General features: G+C 37.7%; 22 protein-coding genes and 1 pseudogene. 14 read left to right on the top strand and 9 right to left on the bottom strand.

Annotation, left to right across the window (positions count from 1 at the left end; translation table 11 throughout):
- Positions 1–6: 6 nt before the first annotated feature.
- Entirely contained in the window at positions 7–876 is an 870-nt protein-coding gene (locus LIR34_RS07610; RefSeq protein ID WP_173902426.1) for an amidohydrolase family protein, read from the top strand.
- Between the two features lie 122 nt (positions 877–998).
- On the opposite strand, the gene LIR34_RS07605 is transcribed toward LIR34_RS07610, so the two are convergent.
- On the bottom strand, positions 999–2,138 hold the full coding sequence (locus tag LIR34_RS07605; RefSeq protein ID WP_173902425.1) for a hypothetical protein: 1,140 nt from the start codon (positions 2,136–2,138) through the stop codon (positions 999–1,001).
- The gene (locus LIR34_RS07600) at positions 2,135–2,896 is read right to left on the bottom strand and encodes a GNAT family N-acetyltransferase (protein ID WP_173902424.1); all 762 of its coding nucleotides are present in this window, start codon (positions 2,894–2,896) and stop codon (positions 2,135–2,137) included. Before LIR34_RS07600 ends, LIR34_RS07605 begins: the two co-directional genes overlap by 4 nt.
- A 152-nt stretch (positions 2,897–3,048) precedes the next feature.
- Between LIR34_RS07600 and LIR34_RS07595 the strand changes: the two genes are divergently transcribed.
- The 4 genes from LIR34_RS07595 to LIR34_RS07580 all read left to right on the top strand — a co-directional run bounded on the left by LIR34_RS07595 (position 3,049) and on the right by LIR34_RS07580 (position 5,626).
- Positions 3,049–3,189 (top strand): hypothetical protein, encoded by a 141-nt coding sequence (locus LIR34_RS07595; RefSeq protein ID WP_173902423.1) that lies wholly within the window; start codon positions 3,049–3,051, stop codon positions 3,187–3,189.
- Positions 3,190–3,250: 61 nt separating this feature from the next.
- Positions 3,251–3,745, top strand: coding sequence for a prepilin peptidase (locus LIR34_RS07590; protein WP_173902422.1), 495 nt, complete (start codon positions 3,251–3,253; stop codon positions 3,743–3,745).
- Positions 3,742–4,761: a hypothetical protein gene (locus LIR34_RS07585; protein ID WP_244092270.1), complete on the top strand. Its 1,020-nt coding sequence runs from the start codon at positions 3,742–3,744 to the stop codon at positions 4,759–4,761. Before LIR34_RS07590 ends, LIR34_RS07585 begins: the two co-directional genes overlap by 4 nt.
- Positions 4,751–5,626, top strand: coding sequence for an ATPase, T2SS/T4P/T4SS family (locus tag LIR34_RS07580; protein ID WP_330603649.1), 876 nt, complete (start codon positions 4,751–4,753; stop codon positions 5,624–5,626). The genes LIR34_RS07585 and LIR34_RS07580 overlap by 11 nt, the downstream gene beginning before the upstream one ends.
- 460 nt (positions 5,627–6,086) lie before the next feature.
- On the opposite strand, the gene LIR34_RS07575 is transcribed toward LIR34_RS07580, so the two are convergent.
- From LIR34_RS07575 to LIR34_RS07550, 6 genes are all read right to left on the bottom strand, one after another.
- Positions 6,087–7,001, bottom strand: coding sequence for a DUF6551 family protein (locus LIR34_RS07575; RefSeq protein ID WP_158440728.1), 915 nt, complete (start codon positions 6,999–7,001; stop codon positions 6,087–6,089).
- 2 nt (positions 7,002–7,003) lie between these two features.
- Positions 7,004–7,924 (bottom strand): hypothetical protein, encoded by a 921-nt coding sequence (locus LIR34_RS07570; RefSeq protein WP_129794638.1) that lies wholly within the window; start codon positions 7,922–7,924, stop codon positions 7,004–7,006.
- Positions 7,911–8,327 carry a hypothetical protein gene (locus LIR34_RS07565; protein WP_044999283.1) on the bottom strand — a complete coding sequence of 139 codons (417 nt, stop codon included), beginning with the start codon at positions 8,325–8,327 and terminating at the stop codon, positions 7,911–7,913. Before LIR34_RS07565 ends, LIR34_RS07570 begins: the two co-directional genes overlap by 14 nt.
- On the bottom strand, positions 8,287–9,075 hold the full coding sequence (locus LIR34_RS07560; RefSeq protein ID WP_173722329.1) for an integrase: 789 nt from the start codon (positions 9,073–9,075) through the stop codon (positions 8,287–8,289). The genes LIR34_RS07565 and LIR34_RS07560 overlap by 41 nt, the downstream gene beginning before the upstream one ends.
- On the bottom strand, positions 9,072–10,925 hold the full coding sequence (locus LIR34_RS07555) for a recombinase family protein (RefSeq protein WP_055171291.1): 1,854 nt from the start codon (positions 10,923–10,925) through the stop codon (positions 9,072–9,074). The genes LIR34_RS07560 and LIR34_RS07555 overlap by 4 nt, the downstream gene beginning before the upstream one ends.
- A 129-nt stretch (positions 10,926–11,054) precedes the next feature.
- Positions 11,055–11,444, bottom strand: coding sequence for a helix-turn-helix domain-containing protein (locus tag LIR34_RS07550; RefSeq protein WP_008374249.1), 390 nt, complete (start codon positions 11,442–11,444; stop codon positions 11,055–11,057).
- A gap of 226 nt (positions 11,445–11,670) precedes the next feature.
- Here LIR34_RS07550 and LIR34_RS07545 point away from each other — a divergent pair, with 226 nt between their 5' ends.
- The 8 genes and pseudogenes from LIR34_RS07545 to LIR34_RS07510 all read left to right on the top strand — a co-directional run.
- Positions 11,671–11,886 carry a hypothetical protein gene (locus LIR34_RS07545; protein ID WP_129794637.1) on the top strand — a complete coding sequence of 72 codons (216 nt, stop codon included), beginning with the start codon at positions 11,671–11,673 and terminating at the stop codon, positions 11,884–11,886.
- Between the two features lie 124 nt (positions 11,887–12,010).
- Positions 12,011–12,331: a helix-turn-helix domain-containing protein gene (locus LIR34_RS07540; protein ID WP_013976760.1), complete on the top strand. Its 321-nt coding sequence runs from the start codon at positions 12,011–12,013 to the stop codon at positions 12,329–12,331.
- A 57-nt stretch (positions 12,332–12,388) separates the two neighbouring features.
- A complete protein-coding gene (locus LIR34_RS07535) occupies positions 12,389–12,877 on the top strand; it encodes a hypothetical protein (RefSeq protein WP_055145183.1) in 489 nt (162 codons plus the stop codon).
- A 110-nt stretch (positions 12,878–12,987) separates the two neighbouring features.
- Positions 12,988–15,810, top strand: a complete 2,823-nt coding sequence (locus LIR34_RS07530; protein ID WP_055145180.1) for a DNA methyltransferase — start codon at positions 12,988–12,990, stop codon at positions 15,808–15,810.
- Between the two features lie 308 nt (positions 15,811–16,118).
- Positions 16,119–16,250, top strand: a complete 132-nt coding sequence (locus tag LIR34_RS07525) for a transposon-encoded TnpW family protein (RefSeq protein ID WP_081016822.1) — start codon at positions 16,119–16,121, stop codon at positions 16,248–16,250.
- Positions 16,251–16,348: 98 nt separating this feature from the next.
- Positions 16,349–16,972 (top strand): class I SAM-dependent methyltransferase, encoded by a 624-nt coding sequence (locus tag LIR34_RS07520; RefSeq protein ID WP_012740435.1) that lies wholly within the window; start codon positions 16,349–16,351, stop codon positions 16,970–16,972.
- Between the two features lie 91 nt (positions 16,973–17,063).
- Positions 17,064–17,873 carry a class I SAM-dependent methyltransferase gene (locus LIR34_RS07515; protein WP_055145176.1) on the top strand — a complete coding sequence of 270 codons (810 nt, stop codon included), beginning with the start codon at positions 17,064–17,066 and terminating at the stop codon, positions 17,871–17,873.
- A gap of 87 nt (positions 17,874–17,960) precedes the next feature.
- Positions 17,961–18,218: pseudogene (locus LIR34_RS07510) on the top strand (GmrSD restriction endonuclease domain-containing protein); the annotation flags it as partial.
- A gap of 661 nt (positions 18,219–18,879) precedes the next feature.
- Here the strand turns inward: LIR34_RS07510 and LIR34_RS07505 are convergent.
- The gene (locus tag LIR34_RS07505) at positions 18,880–19,677 is read right to left on the bottom strand and encodes a helix-turn-helix domain-containing protein (protein WP_055145164.1); all 798 of its coding nucleotides are present in this window, start codon (positions 19,675–19,677) and stop codon (positions 18,880–18,882) included.
- 239 nt (positions 19,678–19,916) lie between these two features.
- On the opposite strand from LIR34_RS07505, the gene LIR34_RS07500 reads away from it, so the two are divergent.
- Complete coding sequence (locus LIR34_RS07500; RefSeq protein WP_055181487.1) at positions 19,917–21,020, top strand: tyrosine-type recombinase/integrase; 1,104 nt, start codon at positions 19,917–19,919, stop codon at positions 21,018–21,020.
- Positions 21,021–21,033: the final 13 nt, after the last annotated feature.

Below are 21,033 nucleotides of genomic sequence, written 5' to 3'. Positions count from 1 at the left end.
GGATAAATGTTTGGTGAATGTCATGCACATATGTTGATGGATGGAATCGATTACCGTGAGGCGGTTAAGCTGCACAGAGAATCTGTATGTGAGTCAAAAATCCGGGAGTATTTTGAGGCTTACAGAAGAGCAGGGGTTTCTTTTGTACGTGACGGAGGAGATAACTGCGGAGTTTCCAGAAGAGCCGCACAGATTGCCGGAGAATATGGGATCGATTATAGGACACCGGTTTTTGCTATCCATAAAGAAGGACATTATGGCAGGATTGTCGGACGAAGCTTTGGCAATATGAGAGAATTCCACCAGAGAGTCCGGGAAGCGGCAGCGGAGGGCGCAGATTTTATCAAGATCATGACGACGGGACTGCTGGATTTCCGAAACCATGGTGAGATCACAGGTACACCTCTGGATAAGACAGAGGTCAAAGAGATGGTGCATATCGCCCATGAAGAGGGATTTGCCGTGATGAGTCATACAAATGGAATTTATGGCACGCAGGCGGCGATCGAGGCGGGAGTAGATACACTGGAGCACGGTAACTATATGGATGAAGAAACGCTGACCATGCTGGCTGACAGTCATACGGTGTGGGTTCCGACTCTAGTGACGGTCCGTAATCTTCTGGGATGCGGAAGATATGAGGATGAAACTCTGCTTCCGATTATCCATCGGGCAGAAGAAATGGTCAGAACAGCTTTCAGAAAGGGTGTCAAAACAGCTCTTGGGAGTGATGCGGGAGCCTATTGCGTACTTCATGGAGATGGAATTTGTCAGGAATATCAGTCCTTCAGAGAAATACTGGGAGATTCAAAGGAAGTGCAGGACTGGCTGAGAAACGGAGAGGAGATCATCCGAAAGAAATTCAGAAGAAGTTAATAGTTATAAAAACAGAAGATGCCATAATTCTCAGAAGTGTTGAGAGTTATGGCATTTTTTCACTTTAATTGAAGGTTTCAGGAAGTTTGAAGCAGACATGTCTGCGTTGTTCATGCTTATATCTATGCATCTTCGATGTTGAGTGCACAGAGAATATTGGATTTACGTGATTTGGCAGGATTGAAAGTAATCTTAACGGAACTTCCGCTGAGCAGTCCGCCTGTAGAGGAATTGGAAGCATTGTCTATATTGCAGGTAACATACACATTATCATAAGTCAAAAGAGTGAGCGTATTGGAGGTTGAAGCGATAATGTCGCCGGATACAGCAAAGGAAATCCTTTGTTCACTGAGTGATTCGGGAACATCTCCTGTGACTCCGAGGATGGAAATATTCTCTGTAGTGCTGCCGTCAAAATCACCGGTATAAGTGATGGTGACATGAGATCCCGGAGTCGGGCCTCCACTGAAATAGGATGGAAATCCGGACAGATCCAGTTTCATGGTGGTATTTGTACTTTCAATAGTTATCTGCAGGATGTTGGTTTGGATACTCTGGATCACAGCACGCAGTTGGTTTTCCTTTTTACGCTCCTGATCTTTGGAAGGTGCAGGAGTTGGCGTCGGGTCAGGAACCTTAAGAGGATCAATATCAGAGATACTGAGCACTTTGACATGAGAACCGTATAATCTGGAGGGATTTTCCGGATCGGGGGTCTCCAATTCGCCTTTGTAGTGAATATAAACCCAGGTACCTGCCTTGAGGCCGTTTTGATAATACTGTTCTGCACCGGTGCTGGGGAAAGTGGCAGTTTTGCCGCCGCGGGATTTTATGGTGACAGAATTTGCAGTGAGCTGCTGGATCTGTCCATGAGAAGTTTTATCCTTCAGAGTATCGGTCGTATGATAATCATCAACCACCTTAAGTGCACGGACTGTAGAGGTGTCGGTATCGGTAAGCTGTCCCTCATAGATCACACTGACAGAGTCTCCGCGGATAATACCATCCTCAGATTCCAGAGTGGCCTGAGAAACATCAAACGTATAGAGTAGAGAAGAACTGACAAGAGTGAGTTTGTTTCCGGTGAAACTCTGGACAGTTCCCGGCAGTTCATCCATATAGACGCGCGTGCTGTCAGGATGGATATCCTGGATTTCCTGATCATCAGAAGGTATAATCCCGTTGAGGAGATTCTCAGGGCTGCAGCCTGACAACAAAGTAATAAATACACTGCAGAATGACAAAAGAAGCCATTTTTTCATTCTGTTCCTCCCTGTGGCTGAACTCGGAACCAGTATGTATAGAAATCTGTGAATCCGAGAGATGCATAAAGTCTTTTGGCAGGGGTATTTCCCTGTACTACCTGTAAGTAAGCATTCTGTGCACCCTGGTGCACTCCCTCTTTGAGAAGCGCAGTACATATCTGGCGGGCAAATCCCTGTCCGCGATAATTTTCTTTGACATGGATCGCATAGATACCGATGTAGTCACGATCCAGGATGCCGAGGCCAGTGGCAATGATCTTGCCGTTTCTCCAGACAGAAGCACAGATGGTATCCTTTGGGATTGCACGATACATAGAAGGAACCACTGCACGGTGGATCGGATTTGTCATTTTTTTGAGATCAAACAGGCTGGTGATCCAGATATCCGGAATCTCATCGGTAAGTGTTACGTCTGAACATTCGGTACTGAGATTGGCATTTTCCAGATGTAGAGTCATGACTTCTGTTGTATGCTGGATCTCATATCCACGGTTCTCCAGAGTATAGTCAAAATCCGGTGAGACCAGAGGACTGATCTTGAAGATTGCAGGTGAGCCAAGGCGTTTGTAAACGTCTTCGCAGTAGGAGACCTTTTCTCTCCATGGTAAGGTTGAACTGCCAAATTGTTCAACGCTGTTGGTTCTGTGTGTATAAAAATAAGAAAACCGAAGAATCCAGCCGTCATAAAGTTCCATTTTATGTGAAGGCCAGGCATTTAATGACATATCTTCGATTTTTTTGATGTTTTTTTCCATGAAAATGCCTCCCGTTTCAAAACTATGTATTATTATACTGTGCGGCAAGTACTCTGTAAATACAGGATAAATATTACCTGTGAGCAGTTACACATATTATACAAAAGCCCTCAAAAAACTGCAATAAGCCTGAGGCGAAGACAGGAAGAAATTTGACAAAAAAGCAGAAACAGGCAGAATCTGGCTGTCTGGATTTGGTGAACGAATTTTCTTTACAAACAGCAGAAGCCAAGACTATAATAAGACTCACCAGAAATCTTCTGGTATTCCCACCGTCGGTTCTGACGGAATAACCCCAATTTTTTTATAATCAAATATCAGGAACAAGGAGGCGGATTATTTATTGCTGATCAAATGCTGCTTCTGACGATTGCCGGTGTATCTGTAATTATGGATCTTTACAGTATGAAGGTTAAGAACAACTGGATTTTATGTTCTCTTCTGGCAGGAGCAGGGTATTGCTTCTGGAAGAGTGGTTTTGCCGGTCTTATAAGATTTGTGCCGGGAGCTCTGGTGCCACTGGCAATCCTCGGGTGGATGTTTTATTTTCGAATGCTTGGTCCAGGTGATATTAAAGTATTCTGTGCACTGGGAGGAATCATGGGTCCTGCGAAGATTCTGTGGTGTATCTGGTTTTCCTTTCTGTGCGGTGCAGGAATTTCGCTTGCACTTCTGATCTGTTATACCGGGATTAGAAAGAGAATGAGTTATCTGGCAGCATATCTTGCTGAATGCATCAGGACGGGAAGGCCAAAGCCTTATTATCAGACGGGAAATACACTGGAAAATATTCATTTTACAGTACCTATTTTTATGAGTGTGATGCTTTATACAGGAGGTTTATATTGAAAAAACAAATTTTTGCAGTCTGTGACCTTGAAGCGGATTATGCCCGGAATTTCATGGAATATCTGAATCGAAGAAATAATCTTCCGTTCGAAGTCCAGGCATTTACAAGTGTGGAAAGTCTGGTAGCTTATGCACAGAAAACACACGTAGAATTGCTGTTGATCTCAGTGGATGCCATGTGCAGGGAAGTTCGTGAACTGGACATTGGAAAGGTTGTGATTCTTACAGAAGGAAGCAGACCGGAAGAGTTGGATATGTATGCAGAGGTCTATAAATATCAGTCTTCGGCAGAGATCATCCGTGAGGTGATGGCGTGCTATGGGGAAGAAAGAGATGTTTTTCCCATACAGAGCCCTGCATTGAAAAAGAAGACAGAATTTCTGGGTGTGTATTCTCCTCTTGGCAGATGTCTGCAAACTTCTTTTGCATGGACATTGGCACAGATATTAAGCGAAGAACGTGCAGTGCTTTATCTGAATATGGAAGAATATTCCGGATTTGAAGAACTGATGCATCAAAAATTTTCCTGTACACTCAGCGACCTGCTCTATTATGTAAGACAGAAAAGTCCAGGCATTATTCTGAAGCTGAACAGTATGATTCAAAATGTGGGAAAACTCGATTTTGTTCCACCGGTACAGCTGCCGGAGGACATCAGAGAAACCGCCTGGAAGGACTGGGAATATCTTTTTCAGGAACTGCTTCTTCATGGCAGTTATGATGTGATCGTAGTGGATATGGGGAATGGAACAGAAGAACTCTTTCAATTGCTGGAGTTATGTAAGTTTATTTATATGCCTGTATGTACAGATCTCATTTCCCAAAGTAAACTTCAGCAGTTTGAAAATCTTCTTGATATGAGAGGATATTCCCATCTGCTTGAAAAGACTGTAAAAATGAGTCTTCCCTTCTGTGAGACATCAGGAAATGCAGATTATCCGGAATCCCTGATATGGAGTCCGCTTGGAAATTATGTGAGAGAACTTCTTGGAAAGGAGACTTCACATGAACAGTGACTGCTTCAGAGTACTCCGACAGCGTCTGATGGAAAAGCTGGATCTGGCGAGAGAGTTATCAGATGAAGAGATTCTGGAAGAGATTGATGATCTGCTCCTGAATGGAAAACAGGAAGAGGCGCTTTCACTCAGAGAAAAAATAGCACTTCGGCAGGAACTCTTTTATTCTGTACGAAAACTGGATGTTTTGCAGGAGCTTATTGACGATAATACTGTGACAGAGATCATGGTGAATGGACCGGATCATATTTTTGTGGAGCGTGCCGGGAAACTGAGAAAATGGGAAAAAGGATTTACTTCCAGAGAAAAACTGGAAGATGTTATACAGCAGATTGTAGGAAGATGCAACCGGGTTATTAATGAATCCATGCCTATTTGCGATGCACGTCTGGAGAATGGTGCCAGAGTAAATGCAGTGATTCGTCCGGTTGCCCTGGAAGGACCGATTCTTACAATACGAAGGTTCCCGGATACACCGATCACAATGGAGAAGCTGATCGCTCTTGGCAGTCTTCCGCCGGAATGTGCACAGTTTTTGGCAACACTTGTAAAAGCAAGATATTCGATGGTTATCGGCGGAGGAACCGGCAGTGGGAAAACTACATTTCTGGGAGCATTGTCCAATTACATTCCAAAAGATGAGAGACTGATCACAATCGAGGATAATGCAGAACTTAAAATCCAGGGAGTGCAGAACCTGGTTCGTCTGGAAGCCAAGATGGCAAACGTGGACGGAGGTACTTCGATCACAATACGCGACCTGATAAAAACAGCACTTCGAATGCGTCCTGACAGAATTGTAGTAGGAGAAGTCCGCGGAGGTGAGGCGGTTGATATGCTTCAGGCACTTATATGTACTATATAATAATTATATATATAACGTATATAAGGATGGAAAATATAGATTAGAGGGAGGGGCATAGGAACGATATGAACATTAAGTATAGGTTATTGTGTAAAAGGTTAATAGAGGAAAGGAAGAGAGTAGGTGTCATTCAATATTATAATGTACTGTTCATAATGGAGTTAGTGTCAGATAAAGACATATGGGCTTTAGAACAGTGGATGAATGGTATAAATAACATATATATGAAAGATATACATAATTGGTGTAGAATACATTTTGTTAAATATCACACTGTATTTGTTTACAGGAAAGAGTATCCGGTAAAAGCAAATATTTGGAATGGGTATTCATATACAAGGTGGCGGATGGAGCGGATGATGAATTTGGGATAAGATAAAATAGTGACTGCATGAAAGAGAGCCTTAAAGCAGGGTGTTCTTTTGAAAGTATGGATAGAATAAAGGCTGAAGGCTCTGCGCTATTCGTTTGGCAGAGCCTGAGTATTCTCCTGATCCGTAGAAAATAAATCTAACTGACCTTCTGGAGTGGAACTTTGACCGGATTCATCTTCAGTTGATTGTTCTCTTTTTTTGGGTGTTTTATGAGTGTATAATTTCTCAAAAGGAAGTGAATACTTGGATTTTTTATTGTATTCTAGTAAAAGAGCTTCTGCGAATCCTAATGAACCGGCACGACGTTCTCTGGCAGTACGACTGATTTCTCTGACAGAGACACGCCCAACTTTTTCTTTAAATGTGTCATCTTTCATTGTTTCTCCATAAGCATTATCCAGACGGGCAATAGCATTAAGCATATTGGAACTAAAGGACATAGGCGCACCTTCCCATGTGGCAACACAAAGACGTAAAACACGATCAAGAGTGTGAAAACCATATTTTTCATAGATATTAATTAAAGTGGATACAGCACATATACCTCCGGGGCGAGAGGAAGAAGTAATAGTGAGATCATATGATTCAACAAGGTCACGAATAATAAGTTCTCTATCATTACCAGCTTCAATATTAGCCATGAATATTTCATAAGGTAATAATGATTTGACATATTTCATCTGATTTGCAAAAATATCTGCTTCTTGGGTGTAAACAAGATCATCATAAACCATACACCAGACAGGAGTTTCTCTTGATCCAGAGACGAGAGCAACAATCTCTATAGTGTGTTGTCCGTTGAACACATAATTTATCCCATCACGTCTACTTACTTTTACAGGGTTTATCTGATAAAGGTCAAAATTAGCTGCAGCACGCTGAACGTGTTTGATGGAAAGATTACGTTGGTAATCTTGATTTGAACATAAATTTTTAATAGGTATTTGCTCAAAATGCACTTGGGGAACAAACTTTTGTAAATCTTCGGTATTTCCATCCATAATTATATTTCCTCCAATTTTTTTAAAATATTATTTGTGGTTGATATTAGGCACATAAGCTGATATTTAAGCTTGTATTTTGCTGTATCAGAAGCAATTTTAAAATCTGAAACTTTTAATACTCTTTCGATAGAACTGTTCCACGAGGGAATCGTCAACGTAAGACTTGCAATTTCCGCATCTGGATCAAATTGTGGCAGGTTGCGTATTGAAGGAATAGAAACGGAAGATTCTTTCTTTAACATCGGTTTGGCGTAATTATTCCACAGTAATTCCCTTTTCATATCATGATAACTGAGATGTTCTATCTTTTCGGCAAGAAGGTAGTTATTTAGACTTAAAAGCTGCTCTTTTGATAATCCTGAAAGCTCAATAATATTAGCTTGGGAAATCCAGAGCTGACCAGAACGAACTCGTTTGACAAGATCCGGAACTTTTTCATCAATTATATCTAGTGCACTACTGTAAGCAGAATATTTGTAAACGGTAGCCATTGCTACATTACATTCTTCGGATATTTTTTTTGCTGCGATGCTTGCACCGGAAATATGAGATTTATTTGTAGATGAAAGTTGTCTTGAAACTAAAATTTTTTCAGCATCATATTTTTTCCCAATCAGGTATTTTTTATTGATATTGGTTAAATCCTCTCGTTTAAGTTGGTCAGTACATATCCATGAAATTACATCTTCTTTACTGGAAAAATGTAGTCTTTTTATTCGGAAAGGAATACTGTGTTTACGAAATAATTCATATGCTTCTATACCATTAATGACAATACCATTCCATGTGCAGATGGGGGTGTGATAGGAATAACATAATATCTGTTGTTCAAGTTGTTTATAATCTTTTTCACTGAGATATTGATACAAATTGGTGAATTCTAGTTTTGTTTTTAATGTATATATACTATAATTGCGCATACTCATCTCCCATTATTTCTGATTTGAATTCTGTTTGTGGCAGTTTTGTGATGATGTTATCCATGGAAAATAGAGCTATTTTTTTATCTGGGTAAATATTGCCTTCTAAACGAAAAATGTTAAATTTCTCCCAAGAAAGGTTAAGTTGGGAAAGTGAATATAGTAATTCTCGGCTGTACAATTCATAACTGTTACCATTGATGACAAAATAATCCTTAACTTTATGTGCCAATTTATCCTCCGCACAACTAGCTTTTATACCTATCATTTTTTGATCAGGATTAACAAGAAGTTGAATATATTCTGGGTTACCAATTTGACGGAGTGTATTGCGGTGGATTCGTATACGATTCTTTTTAAAGTCAATACATATTAGTGGATGGGAAGAGTGTTTGTTGTTCATAGGATTTTTCCTCACTTTCTGCTGTTGATGGTTCTTTTGCTTTTTCTATGGATTTATCAGTTGCCTTCTTCTTTTCTTGTATGTCAAATACTGCGTAGCCTTCAAATATATTGACTTGCATTGATTTTTGATGTTCTTCCACTGGAATACCGAACTGATTCTTCCATTCTTCAGGATAAGAAGGTGTCCTAGCAGTGGTTACAGTTCCATTGTCTTTTAGTGTACGAGGAAATATTTCAGGTGAAGTTAAATCGAAAATGAACAGTATTTCATTGCCAGAACGAATTAGTTTGCCGAGAATCTTGTACCGATAATTAGGATTCCAGTCCATGAGAGATATCACTTTAGCAAAGAAAATTCGACAGGTGATTTGTTTTGGCGAACGTTTTTTTCCAGAGGAACACCAACGAAAAGAGTCTTTTTCTTCTTCTCGACAGGGACGGACAGCCAGTTTTTTTTCAATGGGATTGACTAATATTTGCACATATTCGACATCGGGTAGTTTTTTTATGCAGGCGGTATTTACAGATACCTTGTAGTTATTAAACGTAAACGAAGGTTCGTAAATATGAGCGAAGAATTCGCCACGTACAACTTGATAACCGTCATAGCTGAAAGAATCATCGTCAATGACTTCCGTTTGATTTGAGGGGCTGGGTGCGGCTGTTATTGGCATAGGTGTGTTGATTTTCATCATATCAGAAGGTTCTGTAGTCATATTCCATTGATTTATAGGTTGCTCGCTCATTGGGTGTCTCCTTTAATTTCTGTAATAATATTCTTTATATTTTGTATAATGGTTTCTTTGGGAGTGGTTTGTAGCTCGGGTTCTTTATAAGGTTTACTTTCTGAAGCAGTCTGCCAGTTTTTGTCTGCTGTAAATTCTGTTAATTCTGGCGCTTGAGACTGAGTATAGTAATTATTACCGAAGCTATTCATCCAGTCGGCAGGATAAGCTAACACACTCTTAGAATCAGATATTGTATCAGGCATGTTGTTATTGGGGGCGGATACGTCGTTGGTACTTGTCGGTATTCGTATTTCTGTATCGTCCATGTTGAAAATAAGGACATTTTCATTGTCTTTTTGGTGGGCAACTCCTAATATTCTATATTTGCATTTTTTGTCCCATTTAAATATCTCGTATAATGTTGGCAAAAATGCAGCGCCGGAAATTGGTTTTGGAATAAGTTGACCATCTTTGAGACGTGACCACTGCACTTTATTTTTTGTTTCAGAGGAACATGGTCGGATAGCAAGTAGTTTTGAGCTTGGGTGTATTAGCAGTTCGACAAATTTTATGTTTGGAAATTTCCGTATAGCATCTTTGTTAAAAGAGATCTGTTTATATGAAAAAGAAACAGAAATCCGACCAACAGAGGAGAAAAATTGTCCTCTGGCAACTTCATAGTCTCTTAAATCGAAGGAACCGGCGGAAGCAGTAATTGTATCAGGTACATTCATATTTGCCGGTTTAAGGACGCTTTGAGATGCTTCAAAGTAGTCTCTGGCTTTAAATCCAGACCATCTTGGATTAATGCTTATAAATCCACTTAGAGAGCCTTCTTGTATCACATGTAATTCTGGTAAAATCTCTTTATTTCCATATTTCGCATTTGTAATTAATTTTTGAACAGCTATGAAATCATCTCGGGAGATAATAGCTTCGTGATGTCCGACTTTTCTGTATTGATTACGGTCTTGATTGTTTTTCCTTGATTTATGGTCAAGATAATTAGGAGTCCATGTTTTTCTCGCCAGAACATCCCCACAATGGCGTTCATTTTGAAGGATTTGTAGTATGGTACTGGATGACCAGACATCATTATTCTTTTTTGTTTTACAACCGAGTTCTGTCAAAGAATCAGCAATTTGTTGAGTACTGCTTCCATTCAGATACATATAAAAAATAAGCTGCACAATTTTAGCTTCATGTGGATTGATTACAAGATCTCCATTTTCGTCTTGGTCATATCCGAGCAGAGGAGGTGTAAGGAATATTCCCCGACGAAAACGCATTTCAATGGAAGAATTCATAATTTCACTTTTGGTATGACTTTCTTCCTGTGCAAGTGTTGACATGAATGACAGAATCATTTCGCTTTTGGGATCAAGAGTATTTAAATGCTCTGTTTCAAAAAATACACCGACGGGTGGACGGAGTGAAGAAAGCTCTCGTACATATCGGATACAGTCAACAACGTTTCTTGCAAATCGGGATACACTTTTTGTTATGATTAAATCAATTTTTCCGGCTTCACAATCTTCAATCATTTTTTTGAATGCATCTCTATGTTGAAGCGAAGTGCCTGAAATGCCTTCGTCGGCATATATTTCGACAAGCATCCAATTCGGATTTTTATTTACTACATCCTGATAATGATTTTTCTGTAATTCATATGAGGATGTTTGGCGTGGATCATCCGTAGATACCCTTGCATATACAGCTACTCGTAGTTTTTTTTCTGTTTTAAAAATATCCTCTGGTGGAAGTGCCGGAATTACTTCCAGTTCTTCTGGATCAATACCTTTGTATCTTTGCCGGATTCTGGCTTTCTGTTCATCAATATTACTGCTTCGTTCTTCACTTTCTTTCATCAATAGCGACATCCTTTATAGTTGATATAACTATCATAGAATTTTTGGATTGAAAAAGACATAAACCATCAGTTAAGTGATTAACGGATGGTTTATGTAGAAATAGATATTTGATTGTTATTGAATGATTTAATAATCATTCGGGTTATCAGCATCGTAATTGTGTTTTGAGGATAGATGCCAATCATTGATTCGTAAAATATTCTTTATGGCTGAAAGAACCTCGAATATGTAACGTTTTTCAGTGCTGGTACAATCTGCCATTAATAAATCGATATCAGTTTGATATTCCGTAGGATTGTATAACAAGTTTCCATAGAGTAATTCATCAATAGTAATTTCAAGGGCATTGCTAATTTTGATTAAAGATTCTAAACTGGGTTTACGCTTGGCATTTTCTATATAGCTTATATAAACAGTAGAAAGATCAGCGATTTCAGCCAGCTCCTCGGCAGACAATCCTCGTTGTTTGCGGGTTTCTCTTATACGTTTGCCTATAAGTGCATAATTTATTTCCATGTCCTCACCTCCTTTCCATCACAACTTGACTTTTTTGTGTTGTAGATAGAAAAAAATGGTGAGCTATACAATAGTAATTGGTTGTATAAAAAGAAGTATATCATATGTATATAGCAAAAAGAAGATTGTCGATTGATGGGAGAAAAAGGCGATAAGTTATAATTGAACAACAGTGAAAAAAAGGTTATTATTTATGTATTAAAAATTATGTCTGAGAGGAAAATACATGGCAGATAAAGAGGAAATTAAAACACTGGAGGAATTAGAGGAAAAAGGAAGAATACTGCGGGGGTACAAAGAAAAATTCCGGCAGATGTGCCAAGAAAATAAAATGATAAAGGGTTCGACAGTGCTGAAACTATATGATAAAATTGAAGAGGTACAAAGAGAATATGAGCATTTAGATAATAAGCTGACATTAATGGAATACAACTTTATATAGTTCTATTTTTTTTGTTTTAATACTACTGTTTCCCTTAGTAAATACTTGTAAGATACATCTCTAATATTTTTGCGGATTTCTAGTTACAATTAAGGTAACTACTATCGGAAAGAGGTGTATTTACTTGCGTACAGAGGATTATATTGCGGACAATATTATAGCTTTATGTAAAAAACGTGATATGAGTAAATATCGGCTGTCACAATTGACTGGTATATCTCAATCTTCGATTGGAAAAATTATTGCTAAAGAAAGTTTACCAACCATGCCTACTGTAGAAAAGATATGTGATGCACTGGGAGTAACAATGGCACAATTCTTTGCCGGAATGGATGTTCCAGTAAGCTTATCAGAATCACAACAAGAGGTTCTGAATATTTGGAATAATCTTGATGAAAAAGAACAGAATGTAGTGATACAAATGCTCCGGGGACTTCAAAAATAAAGGAAACAGTTGTAACGAAAATGTTGACTGTTTCTTTTTTTATGGAGTTGGGAGATTATGGTGATTGAAAAGAAATATTATGATATTGCACAGCGTGAATTGGAAGAAATGCAAAGAGAAATTAATGAAGAAAAAGCGCAAATGTCAGAAGAAGAGATACTAGAGGATAAAAAATGGCATGATGAACAATTGGAAACAATTATTAAAAAGGCAGAAGCTCATATGCGTCGTTTTAAGAAAGTTCCAGATCCTCAAAAAGTAGTGAAGTTCACTTTTTTACAAAAAGATGCATTGGAAATTGCACGAAATATGCAGATGAATATAAAAACTGAGCGTAAAGAAGATGATTTATGGGGGACGATAGAAATGTCATTTAATAATATGTGGTTTTTAGATTCAGCTCCTAGTGAATGGAAAGATATTTGGAATAACTTGATGAAAGAAGCTCAGAGAGTGTATATAGAAGCAAAAGATAACATGATCATGTATCAATATTATTATGATTTGACGGTAGAAGTTCCTTGTGTGCAGACACAATACAAATAATGATATATGAATGCTGTTCTGTAATAATTTTATGATATACTGTGGATATGATATGTAAAAATAGTCGGAGAAAGATTTGTGAATGCACGATTATTTAGGAGGAAAAAAGCATGACAGACGCTGAAAAAAGAGAAGCGGCTCACCAGTTTATCAATAGATGGATGGGACGTGGCAATGAGGATGAAGATGGTCGTTCTTATTGGCTGGAATTTTTATCCAATGTAATGGGGATGGAAAATCCCACAGAGCGTGTAAATTTTGAGAAGAAAGTAATCGTAAATGGGAATACAAAGCGGATTGACGTATATATCCCGGAAACACATGTCATCATTGAACAGAAAAGTCTGGGAAAGTCACTTGATCAGAAAATACATAACTCTGGAGATGTGGATTTAACACCATATGAACAGGCGAAACGCTATAATGACAATCTTCCGTATGATGAAAAAGCAAGATGGATCATAACTTGTAATTTTTCGGATATTTGGATATATGATATGAATGCCAGGGTACCGGAACCTGTTAAAATAGCGTTGGTTGAATTGCAGAGCAAGTATCTGCTCCTTGATTTTCTGGTAAAGCAGGATGTAAAAAAGTTATCTCATGAGATGGAAGTTTCTATTAAGGCTGGCGATATTGTTGGTCTGATTTATGATGCTTTCCTGAAGCAATACAAGATACCGGACGGAAATGAAAAACAGGAATCAGCAGAACAGAAAGAAAAAAGGGAACATAAGTTGAAGAGCTTGAACGCTCTTTGTGTGCGTTTAGTATTCTGTCTGTACGCAGAGGATGCTGGCATATTTGGTGAACATCGGGATATTTTTCATGATTACTTAGAAGCATATGATGTAAAAGATTGCCGGAGAGCATTGATTGAACTGTTTAAGACGCTGGATACTCCAATCGCTGAACGGGATGAATATCTTGAAGAAGATGTTGCACAATTTCCATATGTAAATGGTGGTCTGTTTGCAGATGAAACAATAGAAATCCCACCTTTTACAGAAGAAATCAAAGACCTGCTTTTGACGAAAGCATCTGAGGATTTTGACTGGAGTGATATTTCACCGACTATTTTTGGAGCAGTTTTTGAATCTACTTTAAATCCGGAAACAAGAAGATCTGGCGGGATGCACTATACATCCATAGAGAATATTCATAAAGTGATAGATCCGCTGTTTCTTGATGATTTGAAAAAAGAATTTAAGGAGATTCAAGCGGTTACTGTTCGGAGAACAAAAGAAAAGAGGTTGGATGAATTTCAGAATAAACTTGCATCTCTCACGTTTTTAGATCCGGCGTGTGGTTCTGGAAATTTCCTCACAGAAACCTATTTGTCGTTGCGGCGGCTGGAGAATGAGGTGATTCGTGAAAGAGTTGGCGGTCAGATAACATTGGGAGAAGTCCATAACCCAATCAAAGTGTCTATCCAGCAATTTTATGGAATAGAGATCAACGACTTTGCTGTTACCGTTGCAAAGACAGCTCTTTGGATTGCAGAATCGCAGATGTTGGAAGAAACCAAAAATATTGTCTATGGCTTCAATGATGATTTTCTTCCGTTGAAGACGTATGTAAATATTACGGAGGGTAATGCACTTAGGATAGATTGGAATGAAGTGGTTCCGGTAGAACGATTGTCCTATATAATGGGGAATCCACCGTTTGTTGGATATTCGTATCAATCAGAAAGCCAAAAGAAAGACATTGAGAATGTATATGTAGACGAAAATGGAAAATCAACTTCAACGGCAGGTAAAATCGACTATGTTGCGGCATGGTATTTTAAGGCTGCAAAAATGATGGAGGGTTCAGAGGTTAGAACGGCATTTGTTTCTACTAATTCCATTACACAGGGAGAGCAGGTGGCTTATGTTTGGGCTGAACTATATAAACAGTTTGATATTCATATAGATTTTGCACACAGGACATTTGTATGGGGAAGTGAGGCAAAATTAAAAGCGGCGGTTCATTGCGTTATTATAGGTTTTAGCACATCAATGTCAAAGGGAAAATGTCGTTTGTATGATAATGGAGCGCTTGAAGAAACGGTACAAATTAGTCCGTACCTAATAGATGCTCCGATTACTTTTATTAACAGTCGTACTAATCCATTATGTAATGTCCCTAAGATAACAAATGGAAATAAACCAGTGGATGGGGGATATTTGTTTTTGTCACCAGACGAAAAAGATGAACTCATACAAAATGAGCCAGAATCTAAAAAGTTCGTTCGCAGGGTTTATGGAGCAGAGGAATTTATAAATTCTAAAGAGAGATATTGCTTATGGCTGAGAGATATTTCTCCAAAAGAATTAAACAAGTTGCCGATGATAAAAAAGCGTGTTCAACAGGTTCGTGAATTTCGATTGAAAAGCACAAAAGCTGTTACTGTAAAAAGTGCGGATTCACCAACATTGTTTCAACAAATTAGACAGCCAGATGAACCATATATAATTGTACCAAGGGTATCATCGGAAAATAGAAGATATATACCGATGGGATATGAATCGCCAGAAACGATTATAACGGATTCTGTCCAGTGTATTCCAAACGCTGATTTGTATACATTTGGAATTATTACCTCTAACGTACACATGGCATGGACGCGAGTAGTGTGTGGTAGATTAAAGAGTGACTATAGATATTCTGCAAAAATCGTATATAACAATTTTCCATGGCCGGAGCCAACAGAACAGCAGAAACAGAAAATCGAAGAAACAGCACATGGAATTTTGGATGCCAGAGCACTTTTCCCAGACAGTAGTCTCGCAGATTTGTATGATCCTTTAACGATGCCAGTGGAATTAAGAAAAGCACATATTGCAAATGATAAGGCAGTTATGGCAGCTTATGGCTTTGGCATAAAAATGACAGAAGAAGAGTGTGTTGCAGAATTGATGAAGCTATATCAAAAAATGCAAGGATAAGTAAGAGGAGTAGGAAAACAGGTATTTCTAAGTGCCTATTTAATGCCTATAAAGTGCCTGGAAGTGACCTTTAAGCGCCTACTCCTTGTCGGGCTTCTCAGTATAACAACACGATAGAAGCATATTAAAATGATTTTTACGTTAAAAAAGTGCTGTGATCACAAGGCTTTTTGCAAGCAAAAATGAAAAGGCTATATATAGGTAGCCTACGAAACTGGAAGTGCCCATTTTGGGCCTGATTTAAAGAATAGTGTCCTGACAGAGAACAATGGAATGACTCTTTGCCGGGGATTCAAGGAAAGGAAAAAATGATGAATACAAAAACAGAGGGGAACACATTTACAAAGAAAATCGGGCAGACAGTCTATGTTGTCCGTTATCATTTCAATGAAGATGCAAAGGAAACACTGCAGGAGAAGAACTGCGAAAGTTTGAAATGAAACAGCAAAAGAAAAGAGAAAAGCATAAGGGGCATTAGCCCCTTGCTGGACTCATTCAAATCGGAAGTTGTATTATTGAATAAAATGGAGATTTTGATATGAAAGACAAGGCAAACAAGGGTTATTGGCAACGACTTGCAAAAATATATGCACCTTTGATGGAGTCAGATAAGAAATTTTATAATGCAATCTGCGGATATATTAGAGATTATCTCAAATCTGATATGAATGTATTAGAATTAGCTTGTGGAACAGGGCAGCTATCTTTCCCATTGTCTGATTGTACTAATAGCTGGACGGCAACCGATTTTTCGGAAAATATGATTAAGCAAGCGAAAAGGAGAGGTACAACAGAAAAACTTAGTTTTTGCGTAGCCGATGCAACGGCACTTTCATATGAGAATGAAAATTTTGATTGTGTAGTAATTTCAAATGCACTGCACATTATGCCAGAGCCTGAAAAAGCAATGCAGGAAATTCGTAGAGTATTAAAAAAAGATGGTATTTTGTACGCACCAACCTTCTTATGGGCAGAGAAAAAATCAAGTGGTTTACGAAAGCGATTGATGTCTATTACAGGATTTAAAGCATACAAAGAATGGAACAAGGAAAATTTTTGTGAGTTTATTACGGATTATGGCTTTACAGTCGTCAAAGTGAATTTGGTGGATGGCGGTTTAGCTCCTGTTGGAGTTTTGATTGCGAAAAAAACTAATTATTAAATTTGAATTTTTCTAAGTGATAGATACTTTACAAAATAAACTTCATATGTTAGATTGGTCAGCAAAAACTAACTAAAGAAAGAGGTAGATTATGAATAAATTTGATGGTGTTGCAAATACGTTATTTGTTCCGTTAGTGGCAAGAATCAATATCTCTAAAAAATTTCCAGAATATTTTATGGATGAAAAGGCTCTTGAGTTGGAGAAGTATTTACCACAAGGTGCAGATAAAGGTTCTTCTGAATATAGCAATATGGCATCGGTAGCACGTTATTACAATATGGACAAAACAGTTACTGCGTTTGCAAAAAGTTACGCAGAAAGTAATATTGTATATCTTGGTGCAGGATTAGAGACTGCTTATGACCGTTTAAGTGATAAGATTGAAAACAGAACTGTACATTGGTATGAGGCTGATTTGCCAGAAGTAATAGAGGCAAGAAAAAAAGTATTTGGTCAGCGAAAAAATGAAACGCTCATTGCAGGCGATATGTTTAAATTGGAATGGGTAAAGGAAATAGACAATTCGCTTCCTACACTGCTAATTGTGTCAGGTGTGTTCCAATATTTCCATGAAGAAGAAATCATAGCATTTATTAAGGGGTGTGGAAAAGCATTTCCAAAAGGTGAGATGTTGTTTGACGCTACAAGTGAGAGTGGATTAAAGTTTACGAACTGGTTTATCAAACGTACAGGAAATGCAAGTGCTATTATGTATTTTGGTATTAACGATAGCAAAGAATTTGCAAACAAATGTAGTATGGAATTATTGGAAGAAAAGACATTCTTTCCAGAAGCATTGAAGATGTTAGGGAAGAAACTTTCTTTTGTTACAAAAGTATCTATGAAGGTTGCAGAGAAGAAGAAACAGGTAATAATTCTTCGTTTGAAATTGAATTAACTACCGTAAAATTCAAGTTTGACAGTATTAAAAATAGAATGTAAATTTGAGAACGCTTAAAGCCACTGTTGCGCGACAGAAGATGATGCAAAAAAGAGGGATTCTCTATTACTGACATTGGGGAATTTGGCGATTATTCCGCAAGCTTTAAATGCATCTATACGTGATGCTGCATGGAATGTAAAAAAGGCGGGAAAGGGACAAAATAAACCAGGTTTACTTTTGTGTGCGAGCGGACTTTATACATTACATGACGTACTTCAAAAAAATGATTGGAACGAACATGAAATAGAAAATCGTGCAGAATGGCTCTTAGCTAATGCACAGAATATTTGGAAAATATAGAATATTCCAAATCCATAAAAGTTGAATGAAAACCAATATGAGAATTTTACAGGTGGTACAAAATTTGTAAAATTTTCATATTGGTTTTTTGATAATCTGCAAAAATTATAAATTTGGATATTAAGGAAAGTTTCGGATTTTTGATTTTTTATGTATTTTTCAATTTTGGATATGGCTCCGAAATTGGCAATTTTGCGGAAGTGTATCCACACTTCCTGTCCTTGCTGTTTTTAAAATCACATAGTGATTTCACAGGGATATAGAGATATTTAGTCTATTTTATATTCCTGTGTTGTGACCGGAAAAATTCGGGGAACCAAGTGTATATTTATGCTGAATGTGAGGAACTGGGGAGCACAATCCTCAGCAAGAATCCTACGTCCGGAAAATATCATATTGCTAAAATAGCGATATGGTATTACCGGGGTGGATCTTGCTCTAGTGTATATTGAGACCTCGGCATAAATAGAAAAATGGGTTTGGGGAATCCCCAGCAAGATAAAAACCTGATGAAAGAACATTTGTCGGAAAGACAATATTGTTAAACACAGGTGGATCTTGCTTTAGAAAATGATTAGCCATAATGAGTTGGAACGTGGGAGGAGGAAGTGTAAAAAAAGAGAGAGCCATAAGTAACTCTCTCTGTGATAAAATCAAAAAGTTATAGTATCAGTGGTTCGGTAAGATTACAAAAATCCTTAACAGGAATATTTTCTTTAAGTGGTAAAGCTGTCTCTAAAAAGGTTTCGTCTGCAAATCTTTCGAGTTCAGAATCAAAATGTATAATTGAAGCATTTGTATTTAATTGATATGGCGGAATTGTAACAAAATAATCATAATCTTCGTAAGAAGGAGTGGCGCAAGAAACTTTGATTTTTCCGCCCAATTTCAATTTTGCAAATTCTCCATAAATGGCAGTTAAGGCTTTTTTTCTTTCTTCATCAGAAGTAATTCTATCTACATATCTAATATACCAATAATCTATATTTCCCTCTTTTAATTTAATTAAATAATCGTATGATCTGGGTGTTCCAGATTTTATTGTCCATTCAATTTTATGCAGACTTGTCATCATGGAAAGTCCACGCATTAAGGTAGAAAAAAATTTTTCATGCACCTGAACAGTAGAGAGATCCAGAGAAAATCCATTGTCTGCAATTATCTTTTTTCGTTCCCGTATTTTCTTAGAAGAATATCCCGTTGCATCATATAATTCTTGGATAAGTTCTGGATCATCAATGGCTTTTGCAATTTTATCAATAGTGCTTTTATATGGTCTTCCAGATCGGGCACCGTTGAGCATTCGTGAAATGGTTGCATTATTTAAGCCTGTTTGTTCAGATAATTCTTTTTGTGTTTTTTTCTGTAAAATGATTTGAAGTATATTGATGAATCTTTCCTGATCGTAAACGCTGTCAGGATTTATTAGTGTGCCTGAATTTGATATAAATTCGCTCATTCAAATCTCCTCTTGACTTCTTTGACTTTGTATAAATTGACTTCTTGTATTTTATCTTATCAATTATATCCCTAAAAATCAATTTAAAACATAAAGAAATCAAAAAATGTTTTATTGATGTTCTTATAAAAGTCAAAGAAGTCAAAAACGTAATTGACATTTTGACATCTTTGCGTATAATGTAAATCAAGAAGTCAAAGAAGTCAAATGAATCAAAAGAAAGGAAGGAGGGCTGTGGATTGAAATATAGGGTTGTTTCGGTTTTGAAAGATAATAGACCACGTTTTTTGATTATTTCTGATATTGAAGAAATTGAAATCCTTCCATCAAAGTATTTGAAGCATCTGGATCAGATTAATGCTTCTCCGAATACTGTAAAATCCGCAGCCTTCGCACTTTCATATTATTACAATTATCTGCAGGAGCAAACGATAGGATTGGATGAGATTACATTGCTATCCTATTCAGAGCAGAATAAACATTTTATTGATTTCTTGTATTGGGTTAAGAGTGGAAAGCATACTGAGCATAATACACAGACGAGCAATAAGACCTGCAATATGTATCTTGGTGCAGTCTTCAGATACTACCAGTTTTTGGCACTGGAAGATGTTTTACCAATGCTTAAAGTCTTACGAGTAAAAAAAGTATCGTATTTTGACAGTATGGGAGTAAATCATCAAAATGCAGTGAATTCGTTTAAAGGTTTCTTCAAAGAAGAAGAACCTAATCTGGAAGAAATAACATCCGAAGAAATACAGGAGCTGATAAATGCCTGTACGAATGATAGAGATCGATTGCTGATAGCAATGATGGCAGAAACCGGTCTTAGATTAGGGGAAATTCTGGGAATCCATTATACCGAAGATATTGATTTTGAAAGAAGGACGGTTCGGGTAAGGTATCGTGAATCCAATACCAACTTGGCAAGAGCAAAAAATGCAGAATATAGAATTGCTTTGTTAAGTAATACAACTTTTGAGTTCTTGGTTAAGTACATTTCTGATAACCGGAAAAGTCTGATGAACTCGGAGTATCTATTTACAAAATTGACTGGAAAAAACAAAGGGGAGCCATTAGATGCGGATTCTGTGTATAGCATGTTGAAAAGGCTATCCAAAAAAACGGATATCAATTCCCATCCGCATCAGCTCCGACACTATTTTGCGGAGGAAAGAAGAAAAGAAGGATGGGATTTGAATGACATTCGTTTTGCCCTGGGGCATAAGAAAGTTGAAACTACCATTAAATACTTGGGTGAAAATAATGAACGATTGATAGAAGCAACAGATCAATACTACTCAAATAATGAAGATTTATACCAAATTGCAGATTTTCTGTAAAAGGAAGGAGGGA

Source organism: Blautia sp. MSK17_66 (genome assembly GCF_020538025.1).
Lineage (GTDB): Bacteria > Bacillota > Clostridia > Lachnospirales > Lachnospiraceae > Blautia_A.
Note: the sequence above shows the minus strand (reverse complement) of the source record. Positions and strands in the feature narration are given on the sequence as shown.

What these genes read in the sequence shown, in the direction of transcription:
- LIR34_RS07610 (WP_173902426.1), top strand. Translation starts at nt 7, where the DNA reads ATGTTTGGTGAATGTCATGCACATATGTTGATGGATGGAATCGATTAC.
- LIR34_RS07605 (WP_173902425.1), bottom strand. Translation starts at nt 2,138, where the DNA reads ATGAAAAAATGGCTTCTTTTGTCATTCTGCAGTGTATTTATTACTTTG.
- LIR34_RS07600 (WP_173902424.1), bottom strand. Translation starts at nt 2,896, where the DNA reads ATGGAAAAAAACATCAAAAAAATCGAAGATATGTCATTAAATGCCTGG.
- LIR34_RS07590 (WP_173902422.1), top strand. Translation starts at nt 3,251, where the DNA reads ATGCTGCTTCTGACGATTGCCGGTGTATCTGTAATTATGGATCTTTAC.
- LIR34_RS07580 (WP_330603649.1), top strand. Translation starts at nt 4,751, where the DNA reads ATGAACAGTGACTGCTTCAGAGTACTCCGACAGCGTCTGATGGAAAAG.
- LIR34_RS07575 (WP_158440728.1), bottom strand. Translation starts at nt 7,001, where the DNA reads ATGGATGGAAATACCGAAGATTTACAAAAGTTTGTTCCCCAAGTGCAT.
- LIR34_RS07570 (WP_129794638.1), bottom strand. Translation starts at nt 7,924, where the DNA reads ATGCGCAATTATAGTATATATACATTAAAAACAAAACTAGAATTCACC.
- LIR34_RS07565 (WP_044999283.1), bottom strand. Translation starts at nt 8,327, where the DNA reads ATGAACAACAAACACTCTTCCCATCCACTAATATGTATTGACTTTAAA.
- LIR34_RS07560 (WP_173722329.1), bottom strand. Translation starts at nt 9,075, where the DNA reads ATGAGCGAGCAACCTATAAATCAATGGAATATGACTACAGAACCTTCT.
- LIR34_RS07555 (WP_055171291.1), bottom strand. Translation starts at nt 10,925, where the DNA reads ATGAAAGAAAGTGAAGAACGAAGCAGTAATATTGATGAACAGAAAGCC.
- LIR34_RS07550 (WP_008374249.1), bottom strand. Translation starts at nt 11,444, where the DNA reads ATGGAAATAAATTATGCACTTATAGGCAAACGTATAAGAGAAACCCGC.
- LIR34_RS07545 (WP_129794637.1), top strand. Translation starts at nt 11,671, where the DNA reads ATGGCAGATAAAGAGGAAATTAAAACACTGGAGGAATTAGAGGAAAAA.
- LIR34_RS07535 (WP_055145183.1), top strand. Translation starts at nt 12,389, where the DNA reads ATGGTGATTGAAAAGAAATATTATGATATTGCACAGCGTGAATTGGAA.
- LIR34_RS07530 (WP_055145180.1), top strand. Translation starts at nt 12,988, where the DNA reads ATGACAGACGCTGAAAAAAGAGAAGCGGCTCACCAGTTTATCAATAGA.
- LIR34_RS07525 (WP_081016822.1), top strand. Translation starts at nt 16,119, where the DNA reads ATGATGAATACAAAAACAGAGGGGAACACATTTACAAAGAAAATCGGG.
- LIR34_RS07520 (WP_012740435.1), top strand. Translation starts at nt 16,349, where the DNA reads ATGAAAGACAAGGCAAACAAGGGTTATTGGCAACGACTTGCAAAAATA.
- LIR34_RS07515 (WP_055145176.1), top strand. Translation starts at nt 17,064, where the DNA reads ATGAATAAATTTGATGGTGTTGCAAATACGTTATTTGTTCCGTTAGTG.
- LIR34_RS07505 (WP_055145164.1), bottom strand. Translation starts at nt 19,677, where the DNA reads ATGAGCGAATTTATATCAAATTCAGGCACACTAATAAATCCTGACAGC.